Here is a 23,184-nt window from a genome sequence, read left to right as displayed (position 1 = left end):
TTATTTCAGGGTCTATTAAACAGATGCTGAATCAAGTTCAGCGTGACGTATTGATTATTACGCTTGTGGCGCTGCTGGTTTTTCCGGTCTTGGCAATAAAACTTTACGAGAAAGTTTCATTTTACCTTGCTTATCGATGTCTAATAATTTAACCTCGATTTTATCACCTTCTTTTAATACACCATCCATGGTTTCTAAACGTTCCCATGAAATTTCAGAGATGTGCAATAAACCATCTTTACCTGGCATCACCTCAACAAATGCACCAAATGGCATAATTGATTTTACTTTACCTTGGTAAACTTCGCCGATTTCTGGCTTAGCTACGATATTACGGATACGGGTAACCGCTGCATCGATAGCTGCTTTGTTATCTGCAAATACTTCTACAATACCTTTGCCATCAACTTCTTCGATAGAGATTGAAGCACCGGTTTCGCGTTGCATTTCCTGGATAATTTTACCTCCAGGGCCGATAATTGCACCGATAAATTCTTTATCAATAGTTAAAGAAACAATACGTGGTGCATGTGGTTTGTAATCTTCGTTAGGCGAGCTGATGGTTTTCTTCATCTCGTTTAAGATGTGTAAACGACCTTCTTTAGCCTGTAACAAAGCTTTGGTTAAAACTTCGTAAGATAAACCATTGATTTTTAAGTCCATCTGGCAAGCAACGATACCGTGTTCAGTACCAGTTACTTTAAAGTCCATATCACCTAAGTGGTCTTCATCACCTAAAATATCAGAAAGGATTGCATATTTACCGGTTTTCTCATCGGTAATTAAACCCATTGCGATACCTGAAACTGGAGACTTGATTTTAATACCTGCATCCATTAATGCTAATGTACCAGCACAAACAGTTGCCATTGATGATGAACCGTTAGATTCTAAGATATCAGAAACAATACGGATGGTATAAGGATTTGCTTCACCTTGAGGCAACACTTTTTTCAATGAACGTTGTGCTAAAGCACCGTGACCAATTTCGCGACGGCCAGCGCCTCTGTTTGGTCTAACCTCGCCAGTTGAGAAACCAGGGAAATTATAGTGCAATAAGAATTTGTTGTAACCATTAAAGAAAGCACCATCAATCATTTGCTCATCATCTTTACTACCTAAAGTAACTGAAGTTAATGATTGTGTTTCGCCACGTGTAAATACAGCTGAACCGTGAGCAGCAGGTAAATAACCAACTTCACTCCAGATCGGGCGGATTTCGGTAGTCTTACGGCCATCTAAACGGATACCTTCATCTAACAATAGGTTTCTGATGGCATCGTACTGAACATCATGATAATAATGTTTAGCCATTGCTTTAGTTAAATCTGCAGTATCTTCTGGCATAGCCTCGAAGAATTCGTTAATAATTGCAGTGAAACCTTCTTTACGGACATCTTTATTGCCACCAGCTTTTGCTACGGCATAAACTTTATCGTAAGTATCAGCATAAACCTTAGCTTTTAAATCAGCATCATGATCTTCGTGGCTGTATTCGCGTTTAACGGTTTTGCCAGTAGCCTCTGTTAATTCAACCTGAACGGCACATTGAACTTTAATTGCATCATGTGCAAATTTTAAAGCCTCAACCATTTCATCTTCCTGAATCTCATCACACTCACCTTCAACCATGCCTATATCGTTAGCTGAACCAGCAACCATAAACTCTAAAGTTGCACGTTCTAATTGGCTAGCTAATGGATTGATTACCAATTTACCATCAATTTTCGCTACACGTACTTCAGAAATCGGACCGTTGAAAGGAATATCAGATACCGATAATGCAGCTGATGCTGCTAAACCTGCCAAACAATCAGGCATAATATCTTTATCAGCAGAGATTAAAGAAATCATCACCTGTGTATCAGAGTGATAATCACTTGGAAACATTGGGCGTAAAGCTCTATCCACCAAACGAGAGATTAAAACCTCGTAATCAGATAACCTTGCTTCACGACGTAAAAAGCCTCCTGGAATACGGCCTGTAGCCGCATATTTTTCCTGATAATCAACCGATAATGGTAAAAAATCAGTACCTGGTTTAGCACCAACAGTAGATACAACTGTTGCCAACAACATTGTATCGCCCATTTTTACTACAACCGAACCATCAGCTTGTTTAGCCAGTTTACCCGTTTCAATTTCTACAATTCTGCCATCGCCCAAATCGAACGATTTTTTTATTACATTCATTTAATTAGAATTATGGTGTGTTTTCCTCTTTCTACACACCGTTGTTTATATATGTTTTTGTTTTTGCAAACGAAGATAGGATTAAAAAAGCCTATCTATAATAAAACCCGTTAAAAAAATTAACAGGGAATTAAAAAGCCATTCCCTAAAGAATGGCTTTTATCGATAAACTTGCGCTTATTTTTGTTTGATGATATCACGAAGCGATAAAGCTTTGATGATAGCACGATAGCGCTCAATATCTTTTTTGTATAGGTAAGCCAAAATACCGCGGCGTTTACCTACCAATTTTTGAAGTGACAACTGGGTAGAGAAATCTTTACGATTTTTCTTTAAGTGTTCCGTTAAGTGCGCAATACGGTATGTAAATAACGCTACTTGACCTTCTGCAGAACCAGTGTTGGTTTCTACTTTGCCGTGTTCTTTAAAGATTACAGCTTTTTTCTCTGGACTTAAATACATTCTTGAATAATATTAAAGCAATAAAAAATTAATTAATTGTGGCGCAAAGATAAGGCTATTTTTATTTATAAGCAAGTGCCTGTTATTATTATCTTTCTTGTGTATTAGGCGTTTTGGAAATATTCAGCACGTTATTGGTTCAACAACTGATATTTTCTATTTTAGATTGAATTTAAAACCTCATGAAATATGCAGAAAGCGCAAAATAAGTCCAAGTTATCATTAAATACTGTGGTTGGTTTATGTGCAATTGTAACCAGTGTTTGTGCCATTATTATAACCTTATATCAAACCAGGTTGCAAAAAGTTCAGCAATATGCTTCTGTGAAACCCCTGCTTATGAGTTATTCAAACAGTTTTTCGGATATAAAAAAAACTGGGGAAGATAATTATCATTATGAGTTTCTGATTGTAAACCAAGGACTTGGCCCGGCCATAGTATCCGATTATGGTTTTTATTACAAAAATGAACGTTATGAGAATATTGCGGAAATTCTTAAAGAAATAAAAAACGATAACAAATTAGAAGCTACTAAATCTGTCGTGCTAACTAATCTTTGGAAAAATGAAATTTTGCCTGTCGGCGAAAAGTTAAGTCTGATCAATATAAACGATGAACACCTGGGACCGCTAGTAGAAAAAGCTAATATTAAAATTATGGTTCAATATAAATCGCTTTATGGAGAAGAATGGCGTTTTATCAGTAATGATAAAGCCGGGCCACAGGAAATTGATTAAATTTTAATTTATCATTTTTTAAAAAGCCAATTCAGTTTTACATCGTTTGCTACCCTCTTGCCCCTAAGTCCTGTTTAGGTACAGATGTTGCAATTAACTTAATTTCTTTTATTAATGCGCTCTAATTCCAAAACATCCAATTGATCCTTAGGTCTGTTTGTTGCCCGCTTATTGTCTAAAAGGTGGTTATAATGAAGAAATCTGGCTTTAATTCCATTTATTTCATCAACTGTAGCCATTTCAAAATACTCATTAAATTTCTGTTTATCCAACCCGGGGATATCGGTCATTAGATCTGCATACATGCCATCATCCATTAAGACTTCACAATAGCCTGCTATAATTGGAACGTCTAACAACATATCGTACCGGCCGTAACCCATTTTATCTAAAGCGTAAATAAGGTTTTGCCTGTTCTCTTCTGTGTCTTTTAAGTAGATGTCTAAATCGCCTGTAGTACGGTTGTAACCATATCGGTTAACGGCAAAGCCGCCAACAATTAGATAATTGACGTTAAAATGCTCAAATGTTTCTAATAACAAAAGCATTTCAGGATTTTCTTTATCAAAAGACATAAACCAATTAAATTGATGGCTTACGGATTACAAGCCCTTTGCCTTGCGGAGATTTTAGTGGCTTGCCGCCATTCATGGTAACCGAAATATTATTAAGCTGCAGAACGCTAAAAAAACGCTGCTCAGGGGTGCGACTCAAATAAATAGCATCACGTTCCTCAACGATTGTTTCGCGCGGAGTATTAATATCATATAATTTGAGTTTTCCCATTTCATATCAAAAATACGAAAAATTGTCAAGTAATACATTACATTTTCTTCCACATTTTGCAAGCAATACTTTACAATCAAGCTTTATTAATACTTTTGCACAAAACATTTACCGTTGGAAAAGAATCAATACAGCATTTTCGAAAGTGAATTACGGGTTCGTCCTGATGATATCGATATGTTTAACCATGTACATAATAGTAAATACCTTGATTATGTACTGGCAGCACGTTATGAGCAAATGGAAAAATTCTACGGTATGCCTTGGGAGCATTTTACCAAACAGGGGCTGGGCTGGGTTGTAAGCCATGTTGACATTAACTTTAAACGCCCATTGTTAATGAATGACTTAATGCTGATTAGGACTGGTATTTTAACAATGAACGATAAAGGTTGTTCGGTTCAATTCGAAATCGTTAATCGAAAAACTGGCAAAGTAGCTTCAGATGGCATTTTTGATTACGTATTGATTGATTTAACTACTGGCCGTGGAACAAAGGTTTCAGAAGAAATGATTAAAGCCTATAGTATATAAGTGTTCGACTGCGCTCAGACTGATAGCTGTTAAATAGTCTACGTGATAAAAAAAACACTCGTAAATCCACCTGGATGGTCTGTGAGACACATACCATGGATAACAATAAAAAATTAATCACTTTCACAAAAAAAATAGTCATCTAAATTTGACAATTCAAAATTTTATCTATCTTTGGTTCATCAAAAAGAACAGAGCCATGATAGTATCTGCAATCCGTTTGAGGTTCTAAATAACCGAGGATTCCCTCCCCCTTTCAATTTTTAGATATGTACGCTTAAAGGCGTATCATTGGTTTATATCCTTACACTTTACTTTATTATATGTCACAGTCAACAAAGACGCAGGGCAAACTTTCGTCTTTTTTCGATATCCTCGTCCAATCTTTAAAAGGTCATGAGGTTGATTTAACTTCAATTAGTATCAAACGCGCAATTATTTTATTGGCCATTCCAATGATGCTGGAAATGGCTATGGAGTCGGTTTTTGCCTTAGTCGATCTGTATTTTGTAGGGCACTTGGAAAACAGTAGTCACGCCATACAAACCGTTGGTTTAACAGAATCGGTGTTAACCATTATTTACTCATTGGCCATCGGGTTGAGTATGGCCGCGACAGCGGTGGTTGCCAGGAGAATTGGCGAGAAAAATCCGGAAGCGGCATCAAAAGCCGGTATGCAGACGATTGTAATTGCGGTTTTCGTTAACATTATCATCAGTATTCTGGGCTTAATTTACGCCAGAGATATTCTATTGCTCATGGGGGCTTCAGCTGAAACAGCCGCTCAAGGCGTTCCATTTGTCCGGATTATGATGGGTGGAAGTATCATTATTGTACTCTTATTCTTAATCAATGGGATTTTTAGAGGGGCAGGTAATGCGGCCATCGCCATGAGGAGTTTATGGATCGCCAATATTGCGAATATCATCCTCTGCCCTATTTTTATCAATGGTTTAGGGCCAATACCTGCATTTGGTTTAACAGGTGCTGCCATTGCCACAACAATTGGCCGCGGTTTGGGTGTTACTTATCAGGTTTATAATCTGTTTAGTGGTAAAAACATATTAAAAATACGCATTAGTCACTTCTTGCCTGATTTTACCCAGATTAAAGCCATCGTTAAGATTGCCGCTCCGGCTATTTTTCAGTTCGTAATTGCGAGTTGTAGCTGGGTGTTTTTGGCAGAACTTGTTGCCACCACCGGTGGCGATACTGGGTCGGCGGGTTACCAAACAGCACTACGGCTCATGATGTTTTTTATGTTGCCAGCCTGGGGCTTAAGCAATGCAGCCGCTACCTTGGTTGGTCAGAATTTGGGCGCTGGCCATATAGACCGCGCTGAAAAATCGGTATTCCAAACCTTGAAATACATTATTATTTTCATGGCAGTAGTAAGTGTACTGTTCTTAACCTGTGGACATTTGTTCGCGGCATTTTTTACATCAGATGAAATTGTAATTGCCGTTGCAAGCAAAGCTTTAAAAATTTTAAGTATTGGTTTTGTGATTTATGGAGCTGCGATGGTATTCAGTAGTGCGTTTAATGGCGCTGGCGATACCTGGACGCCTACCAAAATTAATGTTTTTGCCTTTTGGTTGTTCCAGATTCCTTTGGCTTACTTTTTGGCCAAGTTTTTAGAAATGGGCCCAACAGGTGTTTTTATTGCCATCCCAACGGCCGAAGCAGGTATTGCCATAGCAGCATTTATCCTGTTTAAAAAGGGTAAATGGAAAAAAACGATGGTTTAATTTTATGTAATATAAAACCTTAATAGACAGCTCGTCATTGTAGCCTACTAATTTACTAAAATCAACCCCTCTTAAATATTGGTTTTTAAGAAATTAACCTCTCCTCTAGGCGGCACTCACTAAAAAATATATCGTGGAAAGCAGGACTGCAGTAACCGAATAGACCTTGTTTTTGCTTTCCAAAACAGTAAAAAAATGGCAAACATGCTTTCCATTTTCCCTCTTACATTTTCCATTAAAAAGCATATCTTTGCGCAAAGATGAAGCATATACGTAATTTTTGCATTATTGCACATATTGACCACGGTAAAAGTACTTTGGCTGATAGGTTATTAGAATACACCGAGACAATTTCAAAGCGTGAGGCGCAGGCACAATTGCTCGATAACATGGATTTAGAGCGTGAGAGAGGCATAACAATTAAAAGTCATGCCATACAAATGAACTATAAAGTTGGTGATATTGAATATAATTTCAACCTGATTGATACACCTGGACACGTAGATTTTTCGTACGAAGTTTCGCGTTCCATCGCCGCCTGTGAGGGTGCATTGCTTATTGTTGATGCTTCGCAAGGTATTCAGGCACAGACCATTTCTAACTTATATTTAGCGCTTGAACACGACCTTGAAATTATTCCGATTTTAAATAAAATGGATTTACCTGGGGCAATGCCCGAGGAAGTAAAAGACCAGATTATTGATTTAATTGGATGCAAACGAGAAGATATTATTCCTGCATCGGGTAAAACCGGTATGGGCATTCCTGATATAATCCAGGCAATTGTAGACCGCGTTCCAGCTCCGGTTGGTGATCCGGAAGCGCCTTTGCAAGCTTTGATTTTCGACTCTGTTTTTAACTCATTCAGGGGAATTATTGCTTATTATAAAGTAGTAAACGGCGAAATTAAAAAAGGCGACAAAGTAAAATTCATTAATACTGGTAAAGAATATCTGGCCGATGAGGTTGGTATTTTGAAGTTGGATATGTCGCCGCGTAGTGTGGTGAAAACCGGAGATGTGGGTTACATTATTTCTGGAATTAAAGAAGCCAGAGAGGTAAAAGTTGGTGATACGATTACGACTGTTGCCAGGCCTTCGTTAGATGCCATTCAAGGTTTCGAAGAGGTTAAACCAATGGTTTTTGCGGGTATTTACCCTGTTGATACGGATGAATTTGAAGAATTGCGCGAAGCCATGCACAAGTTGCAGTTGAATGATGCTTCTATCGTTTTCGAACCTGAAAGTTCTGCCGCATTAGGATTTGGTTTCCGTTGTGGTTTCTTAGGAATGCTGCACATGGAGATTATCCAGGAGCGTTTAGAACGTGAGTTCGATATGACGGTAATTACAACAGTTCCCAACGTATCATACATTGCGCACACTACAAAAGGTGATGAGTTTATTGTAAATAATCCATCTGATTTGCCAGATCCAAGTAAGTTGGATTCGGTTGAAGAACCATATATTAAAGCAAATATTATTACCAAGGCTGACTTTGTTGGTCCAATAATGTCGCTTTGTATCCAAAAACGGGGAGCGATCATTAATCAATCATATCTAACTTCAGACAGGGTTGAGTTGGTTTTCGAAATGCCAATGGCCGAAATCGTATTCGACTTTTATGATAGGTTAAAAACGCTTTCTAAAGGATACGCTTCGTTTGATTATCACCAGATTGGTTATCGTAAATCTGATTTGGTGCGATTAGATTTATTGTTAAATGATGAGCCTGTTGATGCTTTATCATCGCTAATCCATAGAAGTAATGCTTACGATTTCGGAAAGAAAATCTGCGAGAAATTAAGAGAATTAATCCCTCGTCAACAATTCGAGATTAAAATACAGGCGTCTATCGGAGCCAAAGTTATTGCCCGCGAAACGCTAAGCGCTTTACGTAAGGATGTAACAGCTAAATGTTATGGTGGTGATATTTCCCGTAAACGTAAATTATTGGAAAAGCAGAAAAAAGGTAAAAAACGTATGCGCCAGGTTGGAAACGTAGAGATTCCACAAAGTGCTTTTATGGCGGTTTTGAAATTAGATTAATACATAGTATCAAGATACCAGTATTAGGTATCAAGATAAAAATATAGTTAAAGCACAGTGATGATTGAGTTGACCATTGGTCTTGATACTTGATTCTCACTACTCGATACTTTTAGAATGAAATTATTAGACGGTAAATACGTATCAGAAAAGATTAAAGTTCAAATTGCAGAAGAAGCTGCTGAATTTTTAAATAAAAGTGGTCGCAAGCCGCATTTGGTTGCCATTTTAGTAGGCAATGATGGTGGTAGCGAAACTTATGTGGCCAGTAAGATGAAAAACTGCGAAAAAGTTGGTTTTAAATCGTCACTGCATAGATATGATAATTCAGTAACTGAAGCTGAGTTATTGGCGAAAATTGAAGAAATTAACCAGGATGATGATGTAGACGGCTTAATTGTTCAATTGCCTTTGCCAAAACACATCGATCCGGAGAAAGTTACCGAAAAAATCGATCATCGTAAAGATGTGGATGGTTTTCACCCGGTAAATTTGGGTAGGATGATGCGCAACCTGCCTTGCTTTATCCCGGCTACACCTTATGGTATTTTATTGATGCTACAGGAATACAATATTGATACGACCGGAATGCATTGTGTTGTTGTGGGGCGCAGTAATATTGTAGGTAGCCCGATGAGCATTTTAATGGCCCGCAATGCCAATCCAGGCAATTGTACAGTAACACTTACCCACTCACGTACCAAAGATTTAAAAGAACAGGTTCTCCAAGCTGATATTGTGATTGCCGCTATTGGTAAAAAGAATTTTGTTACGGCTGATATGGTAAAACCTGGCGCCATTATTATCGATGTAGGTATTAACCGCGAAACCTCTGCTGAAACCAAATCTGGCTTTAAGTTATATGGTGATGTAGATTTCGAAAACGTAGCACCTAAGGCTTCATACATTACGCCTGTTCCTGGTGGTGTGGGTTTAATGACTATTGTTGGTTTATTGAAAAATACTTTAGCATCGGCTAGAAAAGAGATATACGCTTAGCGGTAGAAGGTTGAAAGGTATAGGGTTGAAAGGTGGAGGGTTTAAGGTAAACCCATTGCAGAAGAAATATCAAAGGCGGTTCAAGAAATTGAGCCGCTTTTTTTGTTAGGCGGGAATTCACCAATAAACTAATGACAAATGAATTAGTGAACCAATCACCCCCAAAGTTTACTCCACCAGCTTTCTTCAAAACCGATATAGAGGCCATCTTCGCGTAATTCCGTTGGATAGATGTTGATATAATCACCTTGTCCCTCTGCTCCCCTTCCCGTGGATAAACTGTATTCGTACCGATGGATTGGACAAACCAGGTGCCCGTTTTTGCACCAGCCACCACTAAAATGCCCTCCAGCATGCGGACAATGCGATTGGGTTGCGGTAATTTTGTCTTCATTATTAATCAAACAAATTTGTTTTCCTGCAACTTCAATTGTTTTAATTGTATCAGGACGGGGTATTTGATTATTATTTAGCGCCTTAAACCACTTCATACAGCTAAAATACGGCAAATAAATATCAGTCTTATTTCATCTTTGCATTAAATTTTAAAAGAGGAACAGCATCACCATATTTTTTTAGGATATTTGCATCCTCAAAAATGAAACAAGATATACCAGAAGACGGCACATTACTTCCTTTAATGGAAGAATTTTATACCATACAGGGCGAAGGATTTAATACTGGTAAAGCAGCTTATTTTATCCGTTTAGGGGGCTGCGATGTAGGCTGCCATTGGTGCGATGTGAAAGAAAGCTGGGATGCCGAAATGCACCCACTTACGGCTTCAGATGTAATTGTTGAAAACGCCGATAAATTCCCTGGTAAGGCTGTTGTAATTACCGGTGGTGAACCCTTGATTTATAACCTGGATTATTTAACCAACAAATTAAAAGAAAGAGGTATTCTTACCTTTATCGAAACATCTGGTGCTTACCCTCTTTCTGGAAATTGGGACTGGATCTGCTTATCACCAAAGAAATTTAAAGCACCAAGGCCGGATATTACGCCTTTTGCGCACGAATTAAAAGTGATCGTTTTTAATAAAAGCGATTTTAAATGGGCTGAAGAATACGCGGCGATGGTATCTCCTACCTGTAAATTATATCTCCAGCCCGAATGGTCTAAATCAAAAGAAATTACACCATTAATTATTGATTATGTAATGGCAAACCCAAAATGGGAAATTTCATTACAAACGCACAAATTTTTAAATATTCCTTAAAAACAATACATTAGCTTTATAACCAAATGTTAATGTAATGAAATTTCGCTTAGCCCTCTTCTTTAGCATACTGAGTATTTATTGTTTTGGGCAAAGCTCCCTGAATAAAAAAGCACAGGTTTTTTTTGAGAAAGCAGGTCCATTTATTGATAAATTGGATTATGCTGCTGCCGAACAGGTATTAAAAAGTGCAGTTGAAGCTGATCCGTTATTTCAAAATGCCTACATTGTGCTTGCTGGCGTTTATAAAACACAAAAAAAGTATGCTGATGCCAAAGCCGCTTACGAAAAAGCCATATTGATCAATAAAACGGTAGCTCCGGCTGTAATTTATGGCTTGGCTGAAACCGAATTAGCAAGTCAGGATTATTTAAAATCGAAACAGCATTTTAATGAATTTTTGATATTAGATCCTTCATCTGATAGAGCAAGAAGAGCAAAGAAATATCTTTTAGATTGTGATTTCGCTGCCACAGCAATTAATAAACCCGTAAAATATAGTCCAACAAATTTAGGTGAAGGTGTAAATACAACAGATGCTGAGTACTTTCCTTCCATAACTGCTGATGGCGAAACCTTGGTTTTTACCCGCCAGGTAAATGGTAATGAAGATTTCTGGACATCACAGCTTAAAAACAGTAAATGGGATGTCGCTACTCCCTTATCCAGCAAAATAAATACTGCCCGATACAATGAAGGGGCGCAAACCATTTCACCTGATGGGAAGTACCTTTTTTTTACGGGATGCAACCGACCGGATGGTCTGGGTAGATGTGATATTTATGTTTCACACCGTGAAGGAAAAGATTGGGGCGAACCTTATAATATTGGCAAACCCGTTAATTCAGAATATTGGGAATCACAACCGGCAATCAGTCCCGATGGAAGAACTTTGTATTTTATAAGTAACAGACCGGGCGGATCTGGAGGTTACGATATCTGGAAAAGCACCATTACCGATGATGCCAAATGGGGACCTGCCATTAATCTTGGTCCAGAGATCAATACCGCTTTTGATGAGAACACCCCTTTTTTACATGTAGACGGTAAAACCTTGTATTTTTCTTCTGATGGTTGGCCAGGTTTCGGAAACAAAGATATTTATTACAGCCGGCAGGAAAATGATGGTAAATGGCAAAAGCCCACCAATATGGGGTATCCGATCAATTCTTATGAAGACGAAAGTGGTTTGGTAGTAAGTGCTGATGGAAGTTTCGGTTTGTTTTCTTCGAATTTAAAAGGAGGTTTTGGTTTACAGGATATTTATAGTTTTGGAATTCCTGAAGTCGCTAAACCGCTCAAGATTTCTTATGTAAAAGGAATAGTAAGAGACCGGGATACTAAAAAAACGATCGAAAGTAATGTTCAGGTGGTAGATCTGAAAAGCAATAAAACTGTTTTCGACGATTATACTGATCCAGAAACCGGTCAGTTTTTAGCGGTAATGCCTGTTGGGAGTAATTATTTGTTTAATGTAAATGCCGAAGGTTATATGTTTTACTCTGAAAACTTCGAACTTAAGGCGGGGGATATTAATAAGCCTTATCAGATTGAAGTTTATATCGAAAAAATAAAGCAGGGCGGGAATGTTACGCTAAGGAATATCTTCTTCGATACCAATAAGTTTAATCTTTTGCCTGCCTCTATCCGTGAGCTAGACCTGCTTATTGATTTTCTGCATCAAAACGAAACTGTTCAGATTGAGATTCAGGGTCATACCGATAATGTGGGCGATGATAAACTGAACGAAAAGTTATCTTTTAACCGTGCAAATGCTGTTTATGAATACCTGATTAAAAATAGTATTAATGCTAAAAGGCTTACCTTTAAGGGCTTTGGAGCAAGTAAACCGATCGCTGATAATAAAACTGAATCAGGTAGGAAAAACAATCGTAGAACTTCATTTGTGATTACAAAGATTTAATCAGGCGTTCGTCGTTCTGAACTTGTTTCAGAACCTTTTATGCTATATTAGACCCTGAAATAAATCAGGGTGACGCATGGAGTAAGGATCTAGATTAAAACTTCTTTCCTTTTAGTACCCTTATTTCAGAGCCTTCAGCCAAGAATACAGAATCAGGCTTAGCATCGTTTAAAAAAGAAAAATCATCTCCGTAGTTAATTCCGAAATCGACATTAATTTTATAATCTTTTACAGGATAAACTTGCCAGCGCGGATGTTCAACACCGTATTCAGATGTTTTATTCGCTCCGATTTTAGTATAACCCCAATAATGCTCTGTAATAAATTCTTCTTCGCTACCAACTCGTATTTCTTCTGCCTTTGAAGAAGCTATAACTGAAAAATTATGCCAGGTTCGGTTCTTCCAGCGATAATCTACCTCAAGCTGATGTTCTTGTTCAATCCAAACATGTTTCATCGGAAATGTTTGGTAATTTTCCTTATAAATGGTGTTAGCTACAAAGGTGATGGCAGGCTTGGGTACAAATTCTTTAATAAATACAACGCCTCTTTTCCATGTATCTTCATCTTTAAATTTAACATAGAACCTTAAGTTAACTTCTTCAAAATTGGTATGGAAGGGAATATTAAAGCCTCGGAGTTTAACATCAACAAACATAAAGCCGACTAAACTCACATAATACTTGCCCTGCCAATCATCCAGTACAGTATGTGCGGGCAAGTATTTCGAAAGTATTTCTTTATCTACAGTATACTGAGCCAAAGCCAGTTTACGCCATTCGGCAGTGAGAAATACTTTCGGATTATTCAAGATTATAATATAGCTTGTCTGATTCGGATCAGTTTGGTTAATGTTTCTTCCAAAAGGTCTAAATGTAACATATTGGCACCATCTGATTTTGCATTTGCAGGATCAGGGTGTGTTTCAATAAACAAGCCATCTGCTCCTACTGCAATTGCTGCTTTAGCGATAGTGGAAATCAATTCTGGTTTACCACCAGTAACACCACTGCTTTGATTAGGTTGTTGTAAGGAATGCGTGCAATCCATCACTACAGGAACGCCGAACCCCTGCATTTCAGGTAAACCACGGTAATCAACAATCAGATCCTGATAACCAAAAGTATTACCTCTATCTGTTAAAATCACTTTGTTGTTTCCGGCTTCTTTTACCTTCTCAACTGCAAATTTCATTGAACCTGCAGAAAGGAACTGACCTTTTTTAACGTTTACTACTTTTCCGGTTTCGGCGGCAGCAATTAATAGATCAGTTTGGCGACATAAAAATGCAGGGATCTGCAATACATCTACATAAGCAGCTGCCATTGCGGCCTCGCCACTTTCATGGATATCGGTAACCGTTGGTACACCAAATTCTCTACCAATCCTTTCTAAAATGCGTAAAGCTTTTTCATCGCCAATGCCTGTAAAAGAACTTCCTTTGCTTCTATTTGCTTTTCGGTACGAACCTTTAAAAATATATGGAATCTGAAGTTTATCCGTAATTGTAATAATCTTTTCGGCAATTCTCATGGCAATATCCTCGCCTTCAATAGCGCATGGGCCAGCCATTAAAAAGAAATTTCCCGAGTCTGTATTTTTTAATTTATCTAAATAGTTTAACATAATTGAGATTTGAGACATGAGATTTGAGACATGAGATTTGAAACGAGTGTACATCTCTCTTATCTCAAATCTAACATCTCAAATCTATTTTAATTTCCTAGTTCTGACATGAATTTAATCCGCATCAATTGAATTTCTTCGCGGGTATAATCGGTTTCACCTAATTCGTTAAGTGCTTCGTCGATAGAATCGCTTTCAGCTGCTCTGAAATAGTCGAATACTTCATCCTGTCTATCATCATCAATTACCTCATCAATGAAATAGTTTAGGTTAAGTTTAGTGCCAGAGTTTACGATCGATTCTACTTCTTTTAGGATTTCTTCGTAGGTGATGCCTTTCGAATCGGCAATATCTTCCAAACCAATCTGTCTGTCGATATTTTGAATGATCGAAACCTTCATTTGCGATTTATTGGCCTGCGTTTTAATAATCAGATCGATAGGACGTTCGATATCGTTATCCTCGACATATTTTTTGATCAGTTCGATAAAAGGTGTCCCGAATTTCATCGCTTTACCCGAACCTACACCAGAAATCTGGCGAAGTTCTTCCATCGTAATCGGGTAATGTGTACACATTTCCTCTAAAGATGGGTCTTGGAAAACTACGAATGGAGGAACACTTTTCTGCTTCGCAATTTTTTTACGCAGCTCTTTAAGCAATGATAAAAGATGGGAATCTAAAGCACCTGTACCTTGTTTTACATCATCATCATCGTCATCAGCACCGTTCTCTATTGGTTCGTTTAGTATGAATTTAAGGCTATAAGGGTTGATAATAAAATCTCTTCCCTGTTTGGTTAATTTTAATAAACCGTAATTATCAATGTCTTTAAAAAGATAATTATTTAAAACAGCCTGGCGGATAATCGATTTCCACATCAGCTCGCCTTCTTCTTTACCGATTCCAAATTCAGGAATCTTACTGTGTTCGTAAGCAATTGTCTGAGCGGTTTCTAAACCTAAAAATACGTTTAACAAGTGTGCATCATCAAATTTTTCGCCAGATTTTTCGATAAATTTCAAAACAGTCAACAATTGACTTTCCGCATCAAATTGTTTTTTAGGCTTTTTGCAATTATCACACATGCAGTTACAGCCCGTTTCGTTAAAATTTTCACCGAAATAATGAAGGATCTGTTTGCGTCGGCATACGCCAGATTCAGCGTAATCGATCACTTCTTTTAATATCTGAGTGCCAATTTCGCGTTCCGAAACTGGTTTATCTTTCATAAATTTAGCCAGTTTATCTACGTCTTTTTGAGCGTAGAAAGCTATACATACGCCTTCGCCACCATCACGTCCGGCCCTACCAGTTTCCTGGTAATAACCTTCCATACTTTTTGGCACATCATGGTGAATCACAAAGCGAACATCCGGTTTATCGATCCCCATACCAAAGGCGATGGTTGCAACAATCACCTCGGCATCTTCCATCAAAAATTTATCCTGTGTTTCGGCCCTAACCTTTGGGTCTAACCCCGCATGATAAGGCAAGGCACTAATTCCATTTAGATTTAATGCTTCTGCCACTTCCTCAACCTTTTTACGGCTAAGGCAGTAAATAATCCCGGATTTGCCCGGATTAGATTTGATATACTTAATAATTTCTTTGGTAATGTCTCTTTTAGGGCGGATTTCGTAAAATAAGTTGGGCCTGTTAAATGACGATTTAAACAAGGTTGCTTCCGTCATTCCAAGATTCTTCATAATATCCTGCTGTACTTTTGGCGTAGCGGTTGCTGTTAATGCTATAATTGGAATATTATTTCCTAATCCTGCAATAACCTGTTTAATCTTACGGTATTCTGGTCTGAAATCGTGCCCCCATTCAGAGATACAATGCGCTTCATCAACGGCAACGAACGAGATTTTAATCAGATTTAAAAATTCAATATTATCCTGCTTCGCCAAAGACTCTGGCGCAACATATAATAACTTAGTCTGACCGCTTAAAAGATCAGATTTAACTTGAGTAATTTCAGATTTATTTAGGGATGAATTAAGAAAGTGAGCAATACTGTCATTTCCACCAAAAGCCCTTAATTGGTCTACCTGGTTTTTCATCAATGCAATTAGTGGAGAGATTACAATTGCTGTTCCCTCGCTCATTAAAGCGGGTAACTGATAGCAAATAGACTTCCCTCCGCCTGTTGGCATAATAACAAATGTGTTATTGCCTTCTAAAATATTTGTAATGATCGACTCCTGATCACCTTTGAAATTGTCAAACCCGAAGAAATTTTGTAGGTTATCAAATAACGACTTTTTCACGTCCATTTTGTGTAATAAAATATGCGATGCTATTTTTGTATCCAAAATAACATAATTTTACAAGAATTTCAAGTATTAACAGACAATTATTTTCTCTTTGAAAAGTAAAAAATCAATAATCCAATCGGCTGTAAGCACATTAGAGCTTGAGGCAGCAGCAATATTAAATGTTGCAAAGAATATTAACAGCGATTTTGAAAAAGTCGTATCGAGCATTTTACATGGCAAAGGACGGGTAATTGTTACGGGTATAGGAAAGAGTGCAATCATAGCACAAAAAATGGTAGCTACTTTTAATTCAACAGGTACCCCTGCTATTTTTATGCATGCTGCAGATGCTATTCATGGCGATCTGGGGATGATCCAGGTTGATGATATTGTAATCTGCCTCTCTAAAAGTGGAAATACGCCAGAAATAAAAGTACTTACCCCCTTGTTAAAAACCTCTGGCAATCTGCTCATCGGGATGGTTGGTGAATTGAATTCTTTTTTAGCCGAACAGGCCGATCTGATTTTAAATACTTCTTTCGAAAAAGAAGCCTGTCCGCATAATTTGGCCCCCACTACCAGTACAACGGCGCAATTGGCATTGGGCGATGCCTTAGCTATTTGTTTATTGGAGTGCAGAGATTTTAATGAATCCGACTTTGCGAAATATCATCCAGGCGGGTCATTAGGTAAAAAATTATATTTAAAAGCCCGGGATCTGGCCCTGTCTAACGAAAAACCAGCCATACATCCATCAGCTTCTGTTAAAGATGTGTTAATAGAAATTAGTAAAAACCGTTTGGGTGCTGTTGTTGTTGTTGATAGCGATGATAAGGTGCTTGGCATTATTACCGATGGTGATATAAGACGGATGTTAGAAAATAACAATTCTATTGCAAACTTAAAAGCCGAAGATATAATGGGTAGAACGCCAAAGAGCATACAATTTGATGCTTTAGCGGTTGATGCCTTAGATATTATTAAGCAAAATAACATTACACAGTTGCTAGTTCTAGAACAAAATACTTACTTTGGCATTATCCATTTACACGATCTCCTTAACGAAGGCATTGTGTAATTTTTAAAATAAAAAATGAATAAAGATTATTATGCATTAATTATGGCCGGTGGCGTCGGAAGTCGCTTTTGGCCAGTAAGTAGAACAGAATATCCAAAACAGTTTATCGATTTTTTCGGTGTTGGAAAAACCTTGATTCAAAGTACTTACGAAAGATTTCTAAACATCTGTCCTCCTGAAAATATATTTATCGTTACCAACGAAATTTATTCAGATTTAATTAAAGAGCAATTACCGCAACTAACAGATAACCAGATTTTGGCTGAGCCTTTAATGCGAAATACAGCCCCTTGTGTGGCTTATGGAAGTTTAAAAATAGCCGAGTTAAACCCTAATGCAACGATTGTTGTTGCCCCTTCTGATCATACCATCGCAAATATTGATGGCTTTATAGCATCTATTGAGCAATCTTTAGCGGCTGCCTCAAAAAATGATTGTTTAATCACTTTGGGTATTAAACCAAACCGCCCGGATACGGGTTACGGTTATATCCAGCATACAGATTATGTGCTCAATACCGATACTGATCTGCATAAAGTTAAAACCTTTACCGAAAAGCCAAATTTAGAATTGGCAAAATCATTTTTGCAGAGTGGCGATTTCTTGTGGAATGCAGGGATCTTTATCTGGTCGGCGAAGTCGATATTGAGTGCTTTCGAGAAACACCTTCCAGATATGTATGAGATATTTAACATCGGTAGGTCTGAGTTGAATAAAGCTGGCGAAAAAGAATTTATCAATAATGCTTATTTCCAATGCACCAATATTTCAATAGATTTTGGGATTATGGAAAAAGCAGAAAATGTTTATGTGCTTCCTTCCGATTTCGGCTGGTCTGATTTGGGAACCTGGGCCTCTATTTATGAGATGGCTGAGAAAGATTATGTGGGTAATGCGGTTATCCCTTCAGAGCAGGTACTGATGTTCGATTCATCGAACTGTATGGTAAATGTTCCTAAAGATAAATTGGTTATCCTACAGGGGCTGCACGATTACATTGTTGTGGAAAACAATAATATGCTGATGATCTGCCCAAGAAATGAAGAGCAAAAAGTTAAAGAGTTTGTTGCAGAGGTTAAATCGCGTTTTGGCAATAAATTTATTTAAATAAATGTAAAATGGATGATGTAGCATAGTGTTCATCATCCATTTTATATTTTTATCCATTGTAAGATCCTGAAACAAGTTCAGGAAGACGAACGCTGATGAGATGTATTAATCGATATTAATTCCATCAACCTTCTTCCCTTTTGCATTAAACTGTTCTTTGTCTAACAGCTTCGTATAAAATTACTCCGGCAGCAACAGAAACATTTAACGATTCGATTTTTCCTGCCATTGGTATTTTGGCCAGGTGATCGGCTACCCTTAAAAGATCGTTAGAAATTCCTTCATCTTCTGATCCCATTATAATTGCCGTAGGCATAGTATAATCTGGTGCATAAATAAAATCGCTGGTTTTTTCGGTGCAGGCTACCAGCTGCAGTCCACTTTCTTGTAGAAATAAACAGGTTTTGTGTAGGTTAGCATGGCGACAAATCGGAATGCTGAATAATGCGCCCGCAGAGGTTTTAATTGCATCAGCATTGATCTGTGCTGCATTTTTTAATGGAACAACAATAGCATGAACCCCTACGCAGGCGGCCGTACGCGCAATTGCACCCATATTACGCACATCGGTAACACTATCTAAAACCAAAATTAATGGAACCTCGCCCTTTTCGAAAATGGTTGGAATAATATCTTCAATATTCTGATAGGTAATTGGCGAAATAACAGCAATTACACCTTGATGGTTTTTCTGCGACATGCGGTTCAACTTCTCAACCGGAACCGAATTTAAAGGGATCAAAGTGTCTTTTAGAAGGGCTTTTAATTCTAAAAAAAGATCGCCGCCCAGACCGCGTTGCTGGTAAATGGTTTCAATGTCTCTTCCTGCTTTAACGGCCTCTATTACAGCCCTGATGCCGAATACAAACTCATTATTCTCTTTTGTGCGTTGCGGTCTTCTAAAATTATCCATGTTTTGAAATTGTTAGGCAAAAGTATTCAAATAAAATGTTTTAGCCCTAAACAATGTGCGCCTTATTAACATTTAATTGTTTAAAAATTTATATGACATCGTAAATCCAATAAAATTTAATCTGATTATGCTTCAATTTGTTAACAAACAGCTAGTAACTAATTCGAACAAGCGCATCAAAATTTGATTACTTTTGTGGAATGAGTATCGATAATGAACAAGGCGGAAAGAACAGTATAACTGCTAGAAAAAGCAGGTTAAGTAATACTATAAGTTCACAGGGGAAAATTCCCCCTCAGGCATTGGATCTTGAGGAAGCAGTTCTTGGAGCGTTAATGCTCGAAAAAGATGCGCTTTCTGCTGTAATTGATGTTTTGAAACCAGAGGTTTTTTATAACATTGCCCACCAGAAAATTTTTGAAGCGATTCATATTCTATTTCAAAAATCGCGACCAGTTGATATCTTAACAGTAACGGCAGAACTGCGAACATTAGGCTCTTTAGAAATGGTTGGTGGCGCCTATTACATTACCAACTTAACCAATAGAGTTGCTTCGGCAGCGAATATCGAGTTTCACGCCCGTATTATTTCTCAGAAATATATTCAGCGTGAACTGATCAGAATCTCAACCGAAATTATTACAAATGCTTATGAAGATACAACTGATATTTTCGATCTCTTAGACCAGGCAGAAAAAGGACTTTTCGAAATTGCCCAGAATAACCTGCGTAGAGATACACAGAAAATGGACGATATCATTAAACAATCGTTAGCCACACTTGAAGAGCTTCGTACCAAAACCGATGGTTTAACTGGTGTGCCAACTGGTTTTACAGGGCTAGATAGAATAACTGGTGGCTGGCAAAAGCAGGATTTAGTAATTATTGCTGCACGTCCGGCGATGGGAAAAACGGCTTTCGTACTAACCTGTGCAAGAAACGCCACCGTCGATTTTGCAAAACCAACGGTAGTATTCTCGCTAGAGATGTCGTCAGTTCAGTTGGTTAATCGTTTGATTTCTGGAGAAGCCGAAATTGAGCAGGAAAAAATCAGGAAAGGAAATTTACAGGAATGGGAGTGGCAGCAGTTACACAGTAAAATTGGCCGTTTAACCGAAGCTCCCCTATTAATTGATGATACGCCTGCACTAAATATTTTTGAGTTCAGGGCAAAATGCAGAAGATTAAAATCACAATACGATATTCAATTGGTAATTGTCGATTACTTGCAGTTAATGCATGGTAAAGGCGAAGGAAAAGGTGGCGGTAACCGTGAGCAGGAAATTGGTAGTATTTCGAGAGCATTAAAATCGGTTGCAAAAGAACTTGATGTTCCGGTGCTGGCACTATCGCAGTTAAGTCGTGCGGTAGAGAGTAGACCAGGTTTGCAAGGAAAACGGCCTATGTTATCCGATTTACGTGAGTCGGGTTCAATTGAGCAGGATGCGGATATGGTATTGTTCTTATACCGTCCTGAATATTACGGTATTACCGAGGATGAACAAGGAAGATCGCAAGCAGGTATTGGTGAGGTTATCATTGCAAAACACCGTAACGGTGAAACCGGAATTGTACCACTTAAATTCGTAGGTAAATTTGTGAAGTTTACCGATTTGGAAGAGGACTTTAATGCGCCGCCAAGTTCGTTTGCAGCTGATCCTTCAGCCGGTATGTACCCATCTCAGGATTTTGAAAAACAAAGCAATGTGATTATCCGCCCTTCAAAAATGGACGATTATAACGATGATGATCCACCGTTTTAGGAATAAATAATCTACCTTTTGGAACAAAACTCATTTTTATTTTTTAGCATAAAAGTTTAGCTTTTTTGAAGTTTGCCTATGCTTTTATGTTATGATCTTTTTTTACCCTTCGACTTGGCTACCATTGACGGCCCCCCTAAGGTGGTCGTCTTTCCCGCGCAGGCGGGAACCACGCAGTGCTCAGCGAAGCTAATCTTAAAGCGCTCGCTACTAGCGGTAAGATTGCTTCCCCGAAAGGTCGGGACAGGCTGTCGGCTGAAAAAGCCTTCTAGCAATGACAATCCACATGAGCTAAAATGCACGAAAATCTTCATGTCATTCCTATTAATATACCCACAAGTACCAGATCTCTCAAGTTAAAAGCTAGAACTCAGGCACGGAAAACTGGCCTAGTAGCAGGGAACCAACCAATCTAAACCCGATAAAACGAATGCTCCCGATACTTCATCGGAGCAGCAGTGATAGCGGGGCTACATTAACGTATTAGTACTGTAATTGCTTTTCAAATTATAGTGAAGATTCAAAACCTTCATTTGTTATTACTAAAATAAATATCCAATTAATATACCTGCTAATACAATAACAGGTGGACTAACTTTAGTAAAATTTAACAATAAAAATGTAGCACCCATTATCCCTAAAAATATCCAGTTAAAGCCCATCGGTATTAACAGTAGCACAAAAGCAGCGATAATAAATCCAACGCTAACCGCATTGATTCCTGAAAGGCTATGACGGATCCGTGAGATCTTTTTCAGATCGTCCCAAAAAGGTACAATAAATAAAACGAGGATTAATCCGGGTAAGTTGATGCCGATCACCCCGATCAGTCCTCCTAAAATTTGGCCCCATAATCCATAACCAAAATTCCTCATGCTTAATGCGCCTAAGTAGCTCGTAAAAGAAAATGTTGGTCCAGGTAAGGCCTGCTGTAATGCAAAACCCGATAAAAATCCAGATGAAGGTAAATAATGTTTCATCTCTACAAACTCGGTAAACATCAAAGGGACAAGTATTTGTCCACCGCCAAAGACCAATATCCCGTTACGGTAAAAGTTTTCGAGCAAACGAATCGGTAAACTAAAGGGCGATGTTCTGTTTATAATTGCACCTACCAAGGCAAATAAAAGCAAAGCACCCAGAAAGTAAACCAGTTTTTTAGGATTGATATTCGAAAAAAGTTTAACCCTTAACTCCGCTTCCTCTTTTGGTGTTTCGATGGCTGAAGAGATCATTCCGCCTATTAATATCGACAATGGAAACACGTAGGCATTTCTCAAAACTAATGTGGCAATAACCGAAGCAATGGCCAGGAATATAGAAACCTGAGAGGATAAAACTTTTTTACCAAGTTTCCATGCACCATAAGCTACAATACCCAGTGCAATTGGCTGGATGTATTCTAAAATATCGTTAAACTTTTGTTTTTGATCCAGTAAAGCATAACTAATTGCAGCAAAGGTCATTATGGTTGCTGTAGGTAAAATCCAGATCAGGAAAGTAATGATGGCCAGTTTAAGTTTTCCAACTTTCCAGGCGATCCCAACCAGGGTTTGGGTGGATGCTGGTCCGGGCAGTACCTGTGCCAGTGCATTTAACTCTAAAAGTTCTTCCTCTGAGATAAATTTAGTGCTCTGAACAAAGTATTTAAGCAACAAAGCCAGATGCGCTTGTGCACCTCCAAAAGAAGTAAATGTAAAAAAGATTACGTTTCTAATAAATAACCACTGTTTTTTTGCAGCTATGGGTTTTGTTTGCATTAGCTCAAACTGAAAATTG

The 23,184-nt window shown here is 38.1% G+C and carries 20 protein-coding genes; 10 read left to right on the top strand and 10 right to left on the bottom strand.

All coding sequences use genetic code 11. The features are described from left to right. Positions 1–57 precede the first annotated feature (57 nt). Positions 58–2,193: a polyribonucleotide nucleotidyltransferase gene (gene pnp / locus AC1RJ8_RS08120; RefSeq protein WP_492953565.1), complete on the bottom strand. Its 2,136-nt coding sequence runs from the start codon at positions 2,191–2,193 to the stop codon at positions 58–60. Between the two features lie 177 nt (positions 2,194–2,370). Continuing rightward, complete coding sequence (gene rpsO, locus AC1RJ8_RS08115; RefSeq protein ID WP_029275143.1) at positions 2,371–2,655, bottom strand: 30S ribosomal protein S15; 285 nt, start codon at positions 2,653–2,655, stop codon at positions 2,371–2,373. A 189-nt stretch (positions 2,656–2,844) separates the two neighbouring features. On the opposite strand from rpsO, the gene AC1RJ8_RS08110 reads away from it, so the two are divergent. Further along, on the top strand, positions 2,845–3,393 hold the full coding sequence (locus tag AC1RJ8_RS08110; RefSeq protein ID WP_492953566.1) for a hypothetical protein: 549 nt from the start codon (positions 2,845–2,847) through the stop codon (positions 3,391–3,393). Between the two features lie 98 nt (positions 3,394–3,491). Here AC1RJ8_RS08110 and AC1RJ8_RS08105 read toward each other — a convergent pair whose 3' ends face one another. Then, positions 3,492–3,968, bottom strand: coding sequence for a hypothetical protein (locus AC1RJ8_RS08105; protein WP_492953567.1), 477 nt, complete (start codon positions 3,966–3,968; stop codon positions 3,492–3,494). Positions 3,969–3,975: 7 nt separating this feature from the next. Continuing rightward, entirely contained in the window at positions 3,976–4,179 is a 204-nt protein-coding gene (locus AC1RJ8_RS08100) for a hypothetical protein (RefSeq protein WP_057934204.1), read from the bottom strand. Between the two features lie 114 nt (positions 4,180–4,293). On the opposite strand from AC1RJ8_RS08100, the gene AC1RJ8_RS08095 reads away from it, so the two are divergent. The 4 genes from AC1RJ8_RS08095 (at position 4,294) to AC1RJ8_RS08080 (ending at position 9,508) form a co-directional block, all read left to right on the top strand. Then, a complete protein-coding gene (locus AC1RJ8_RS08095; protein WP_492953568.1) occupies positions 4,294–4,713 on the top strand; it encodes an acyl-CoA thioesterase in 420 nt (139 codons plus the stop codon). Positions 4,714–5,036: 323 nt separating this feature from the next. Beyond that, on the top strand, positions 5,037–6,461 hold the full coding sequence (locus AC1RJ8_RS08090) for an MATE family efflux transporter (protein WP_492953569.1): 1,425 nt from the start codon (positions 5,037–5,039) through the stop codon (positions 6,459–6,461). A gap of 260 nt (positions 6,462–6,721) precedes the next feature. Continuing rightward, positions 6,722–8,509 (top strand): translation elongation factor 4, encoded by a 1,788-nt coding sequence (gene lepA, locus AC1RJ8_RS08085; protein WP_029275149.1) that lies wholly within the window; start codon positions 6,722–6,724, stop codon positions 8,507–8,509. 117 nt (positions 8,510–8,626) lie between these two features. Beyond that, positions 8,627–9,508 carry a bifunctional 5,10-methylenetetrahydrofolate dehydrogenase/5,10-methenyltetrahydrofolate cyclohydrolase gene (locus AC1RJ8_RS08080; protein WP_492953570.1) on the top strand — a complete coding sequence of 294 codons (882 nt, stop codon included), beginning with the start codon at positions 8,627–8,629 and terminating at the stop codon, positions 9,506–9,508. A gap of 155 nt (positions 9,509–9,663) precedes the next feature. Here AC1RJ8_RS08080 and AC1RJ8_RS08075 read toward each other — a convergent pair whose 3' ends face one another. After that, positions 9,664–9,999 carry a Rieske (2Fe-2S) protein gene (locus AC1RJ8_RS08075; protein ID WP_492953571.1) on the bottom strand — a complete coding sequence of 112 codons (336 nt, stop codon included), beginning with the start codon at positions 9,997–9,999 and terminating at the stop codon, positions 9,664–9,666. A gap of 107 nt (positions 10,000–10,106) precedes the next feature. Between AC1RJ8_RS08075 and AC1RJ8_RS08070 the strand changes: the two genes are divergently transcribed. Both AC1RJ8_RS08070 and AC1RJ8_RS08065 read left to right on the top strand, forming a co-directional pair. Next, positions 10,107–10,730 (top strand): 7-carboxy-7-deazaguanine synthase QueE, encoded by a 624-nt coding sequence (locus tag AC1RJ8_RS08070; protein WP_057934199.1) that lies wholly within the window; start codon positions 10,107–10,109, stop codon positions 10,728–10,730. A 37-nt stretch (positions 10,731–10,767) separates the two neighbouring features. Beyond that, on the top strand, positions 10,768–12,654 hold the full coding sequence (locus AC1RJ8_RS08065; RefSeq protein ID WP_492953572.1) for an OmpA family protein: 1,887 nt from the start codon (positions 10,768–10,770) through the stop codon (positions 12,652–12,654). Between the two features lie 94 nt (positions 12,655–12,748). Here the strand turns inward: AC1RJ8_RS08065 and AC1RJ8_RS08060 are convergent, their stop codons facing one another. From AC1RJ8_RS08060 to recQ, 3 genes are all read right to left on the bottom strand, one after another. Next, entirely contained in the window at positions 12,749–13,465 is a 717-nt protein-coding gene (locus tag AC1RJ8_RS08060; RefSeq protein WP_492953573.1) for a YqjF family protein, read from the bottom strand. Positions 13,466–13,467: 2 nt separating this feature from the next. Next, on the bottom strand, positions 13,468–14,280 hold the full coding sequence (kdsA, locus tag AC1RJ8_RS08055; RefSeq protein ID WP_029275158.1) for a 3-deoxy-8-phosphooctulonate synthase: 813 nt from the start codon (positions 14,278–14,280) through the stop codon (positions 13,468–13,470). A gap of 89 nt (positions 14,281–14,369) precedes the next feature. Further along, positions 14,370–16,559, bottom strand: coding sequence for a DNA helicase RecQ (gene recQ / locus AC1RJ8_RS08050; RefSeq protein ID WP_492953638.1), 2,190 nt, complete (start codon positions 16,557–16,559; stop codon positions 14,370–14,372). Positions 16,560–16,650: 91 nt separating this feature from the next. Here recQ and AC1RJ8_RS08045 point away from each other — a divergent pair, with 91 nt between their 5' ends. Then, positions 16,651–17,619 carry a KpsF/GutQ family sugar-phosphate isomerase gene (locus tag AC1RJ8_RS08045; protein ID WP_492953574.1) on the top strand — a complete coding sequence of 323 codons (969 nt, stop codon included), beginning with the start codon at positions 16,651–16,653 and terminating at the stop codon, positions 17,617–17,619. 15 nt (positions 17,620–17,634) lie between these two features. Beyond that, positions 17,635–18,726, top strand: a complete 1,092-nt coding sequence (locus tag AC1RJ8_RS08040) for a mannose-1-phosphate guanylyltransferase (RefSeq protein ID WP_492953575.1) — start codon at positions 17,635–17,637, stop codon at positions 18,724–18,726. Between the two features lie 148 nt (positions 18,727–18,874). Here AC1RJ8_RS08040 and rlmB read toward each other — a convergent pair whose 3' ends face one another. Continuing rightward, the gene (gene rlmB, locus AC1RJ8_RS08035; RefSeq protein WP_492953576.1) at positions 18,875–19,642 is read right to left on the bottom strand and encodes a 23S rRNA (guanosine(2251)-2'-O)-methyltransferase RlmB; all 768 of its coding nucleotides are present in this window, start codon (positions 19,640–19,642) and stop codon (positions 18,875–18,877) included. A gap of 200 nt (positions 19,643–19,842) precedes the next feature. Between rlmB and dnaB the strand changes: the two genes are divergently transcribed. Further along, positions 19,843–21,405 carry a replicative DNA helicase gene (gene dnaB / locus AC1RJ8_RS08030; protein ID WP_029275163.1) on the top strand — a complete coding sequence of 521 codons (1,563 nt, stop codon included), beginning with the start codon at positions 19,843–19,845 and terminating at the stop codon, positions 21,403–21,405. Positions 21,406–21,947: 542 nt separating this feature from the next. Here the strand turns inward: dnaB and chrA are convergent. After that, positions 21,948–23,165 (bottom strand): chromate efflux transporter, encoded by a 1,218-nt coding sequence (gene chrA / locus AC1RJ8_RS08025; RefSeq protein WP_492953577.1) that lies wholly within the window; start codon positions 23,163–23,165, stop codon positions 21,948–21,950. Positions 23,166–23,184 lie beyond the last annotated feature (19 nt).

The organism is Pedobacter sp. GW822-FHT03F06 (assembly GCF_058801365.1).
Note: the sequence above shows the minus strand (reverse complement) of the source record. Positions and strands in the feature narration are given on the sequence as shown.

Excerpts from the sequence above, each read along its gene's own strand:
- AC1RJ8_RS08040 (WP_492953575.1), top strand. The coding sequence starts at position 17,635 with ATGAATAAAGATTATTATGCATTAATTATGGCCGGTGGCGTCGGAAGT.
- AC1RJ8_RS08100 (WP_057934204.1), bottom strand. The coding sequence starts at position 4,179 with ATGGGAAAACTCAAATTATATGATATTAATACTCCGCGCGAAACAATC.
- rlmB (WP_492953576.1), bottom strand. The coding sequence starts at position 19,642 with ATGGATAATTTTAGAAGACCGCAACGCACAAAAGAGAATAATGAGTTT.
- lepA (WP_029275149.1), top strand. The coding sequence starts at position 6,722 with ATGAAGCATATACGTAATTTTTGCATTATTGCACATATTGACCACGGT.
- AC1RJ8_RS08075 (WP_492953571.1), bottom strand. The coding sequence starts at position 9,999 with ATGAAGTGGTTTAAGGCGCTAAATAATAATCAAATACCCCGTCCTGAT.
- AC1RJ8_RS08065 (WP_492953572.1), top strand. The coding sequence starts at position 10,768 with ATGAAATTTCGCTTAGCCCTCTTCTTTAGCATACTGAGTATTTATTGT.
- AC1RJ8_RS08110 (WP_492953566.1), top strand. The coding sequence starts at position 2,845 with ATGCAGAAAGCGCAAAATAAGTCCAAGTTATCATTAAATACTGTGGTT.
- pnp (WP_492953565.1), bottom strand. The coding sequence starts at position 2,193 with ATGAATGTAATAAAAAAATCGTTCGATTTGGGCGATGGCAGAATTGTA.
- dnaB (WP_029275163.1), top strand. The coding sequence starts at position 19,843 with ATGAGTATCGATAATGAACAAGGCGGAAAGAACAGTATAACTGCTAGA.
- recQ (WP_492953638.1), bottom strand. The coding sequence starts at position 16,559 with ATGGACGTGAAAAAGTCGTTATTTGATAACCTACAAAATTTCTTCGGG.
- chrA (WP_492953577.1), bottom strand. The coding sequence starts at position 23,165 with ATGCAAACAAAACCCATAGCTGCAAAAAAACAGTGGTTATTTATTAGA.
- AC1RJ8_RS08070 (WP_057934199.1), top strand. The coding sequence starts at position 10,107 with ATGAAACAAGATATACCAGAAGACGGCACATTACTTCCTTTAATGGAA.
- rpsO (WP_029275143.1), bottom strand. The coding sequence starts at position 2,655 with ATGTATTTAAGTCCAGAGAAAAAAGCTGTAATCTTTAAAGAACACGGC.
- AC1RJ8_RS08105 (WP_492953567.1), bottom strand. The coding sequence starts at position 3,968 with ATGTCTTTTGATAAAGAAAATCCTGAAATGCTTTTGTTATTAGAAACA.
- AC1RJ8_RS08080 (WP_492953570.1), top strand. The coding sequence starts at position 8,627 with ATGAAATTATTAGACGGTAAATACGTATCAGAAAAGATTAAAGTTCAA.
- kdsA (WP_029275158.1), bottom strand. The coding sequence starts at position 14,280 with ATGTTAAACTATTTAGATAAATTAAAAAATACAGACTCGGGAAATTTC.
- AC1RJ8_RS08090 (WP_492953569.1), top strand. The coding sequence starts at position 5,037 with ATGTCACAGTCAACAAAGACGCAGGGCAAACTTTCGTCTTTTTTCGAT.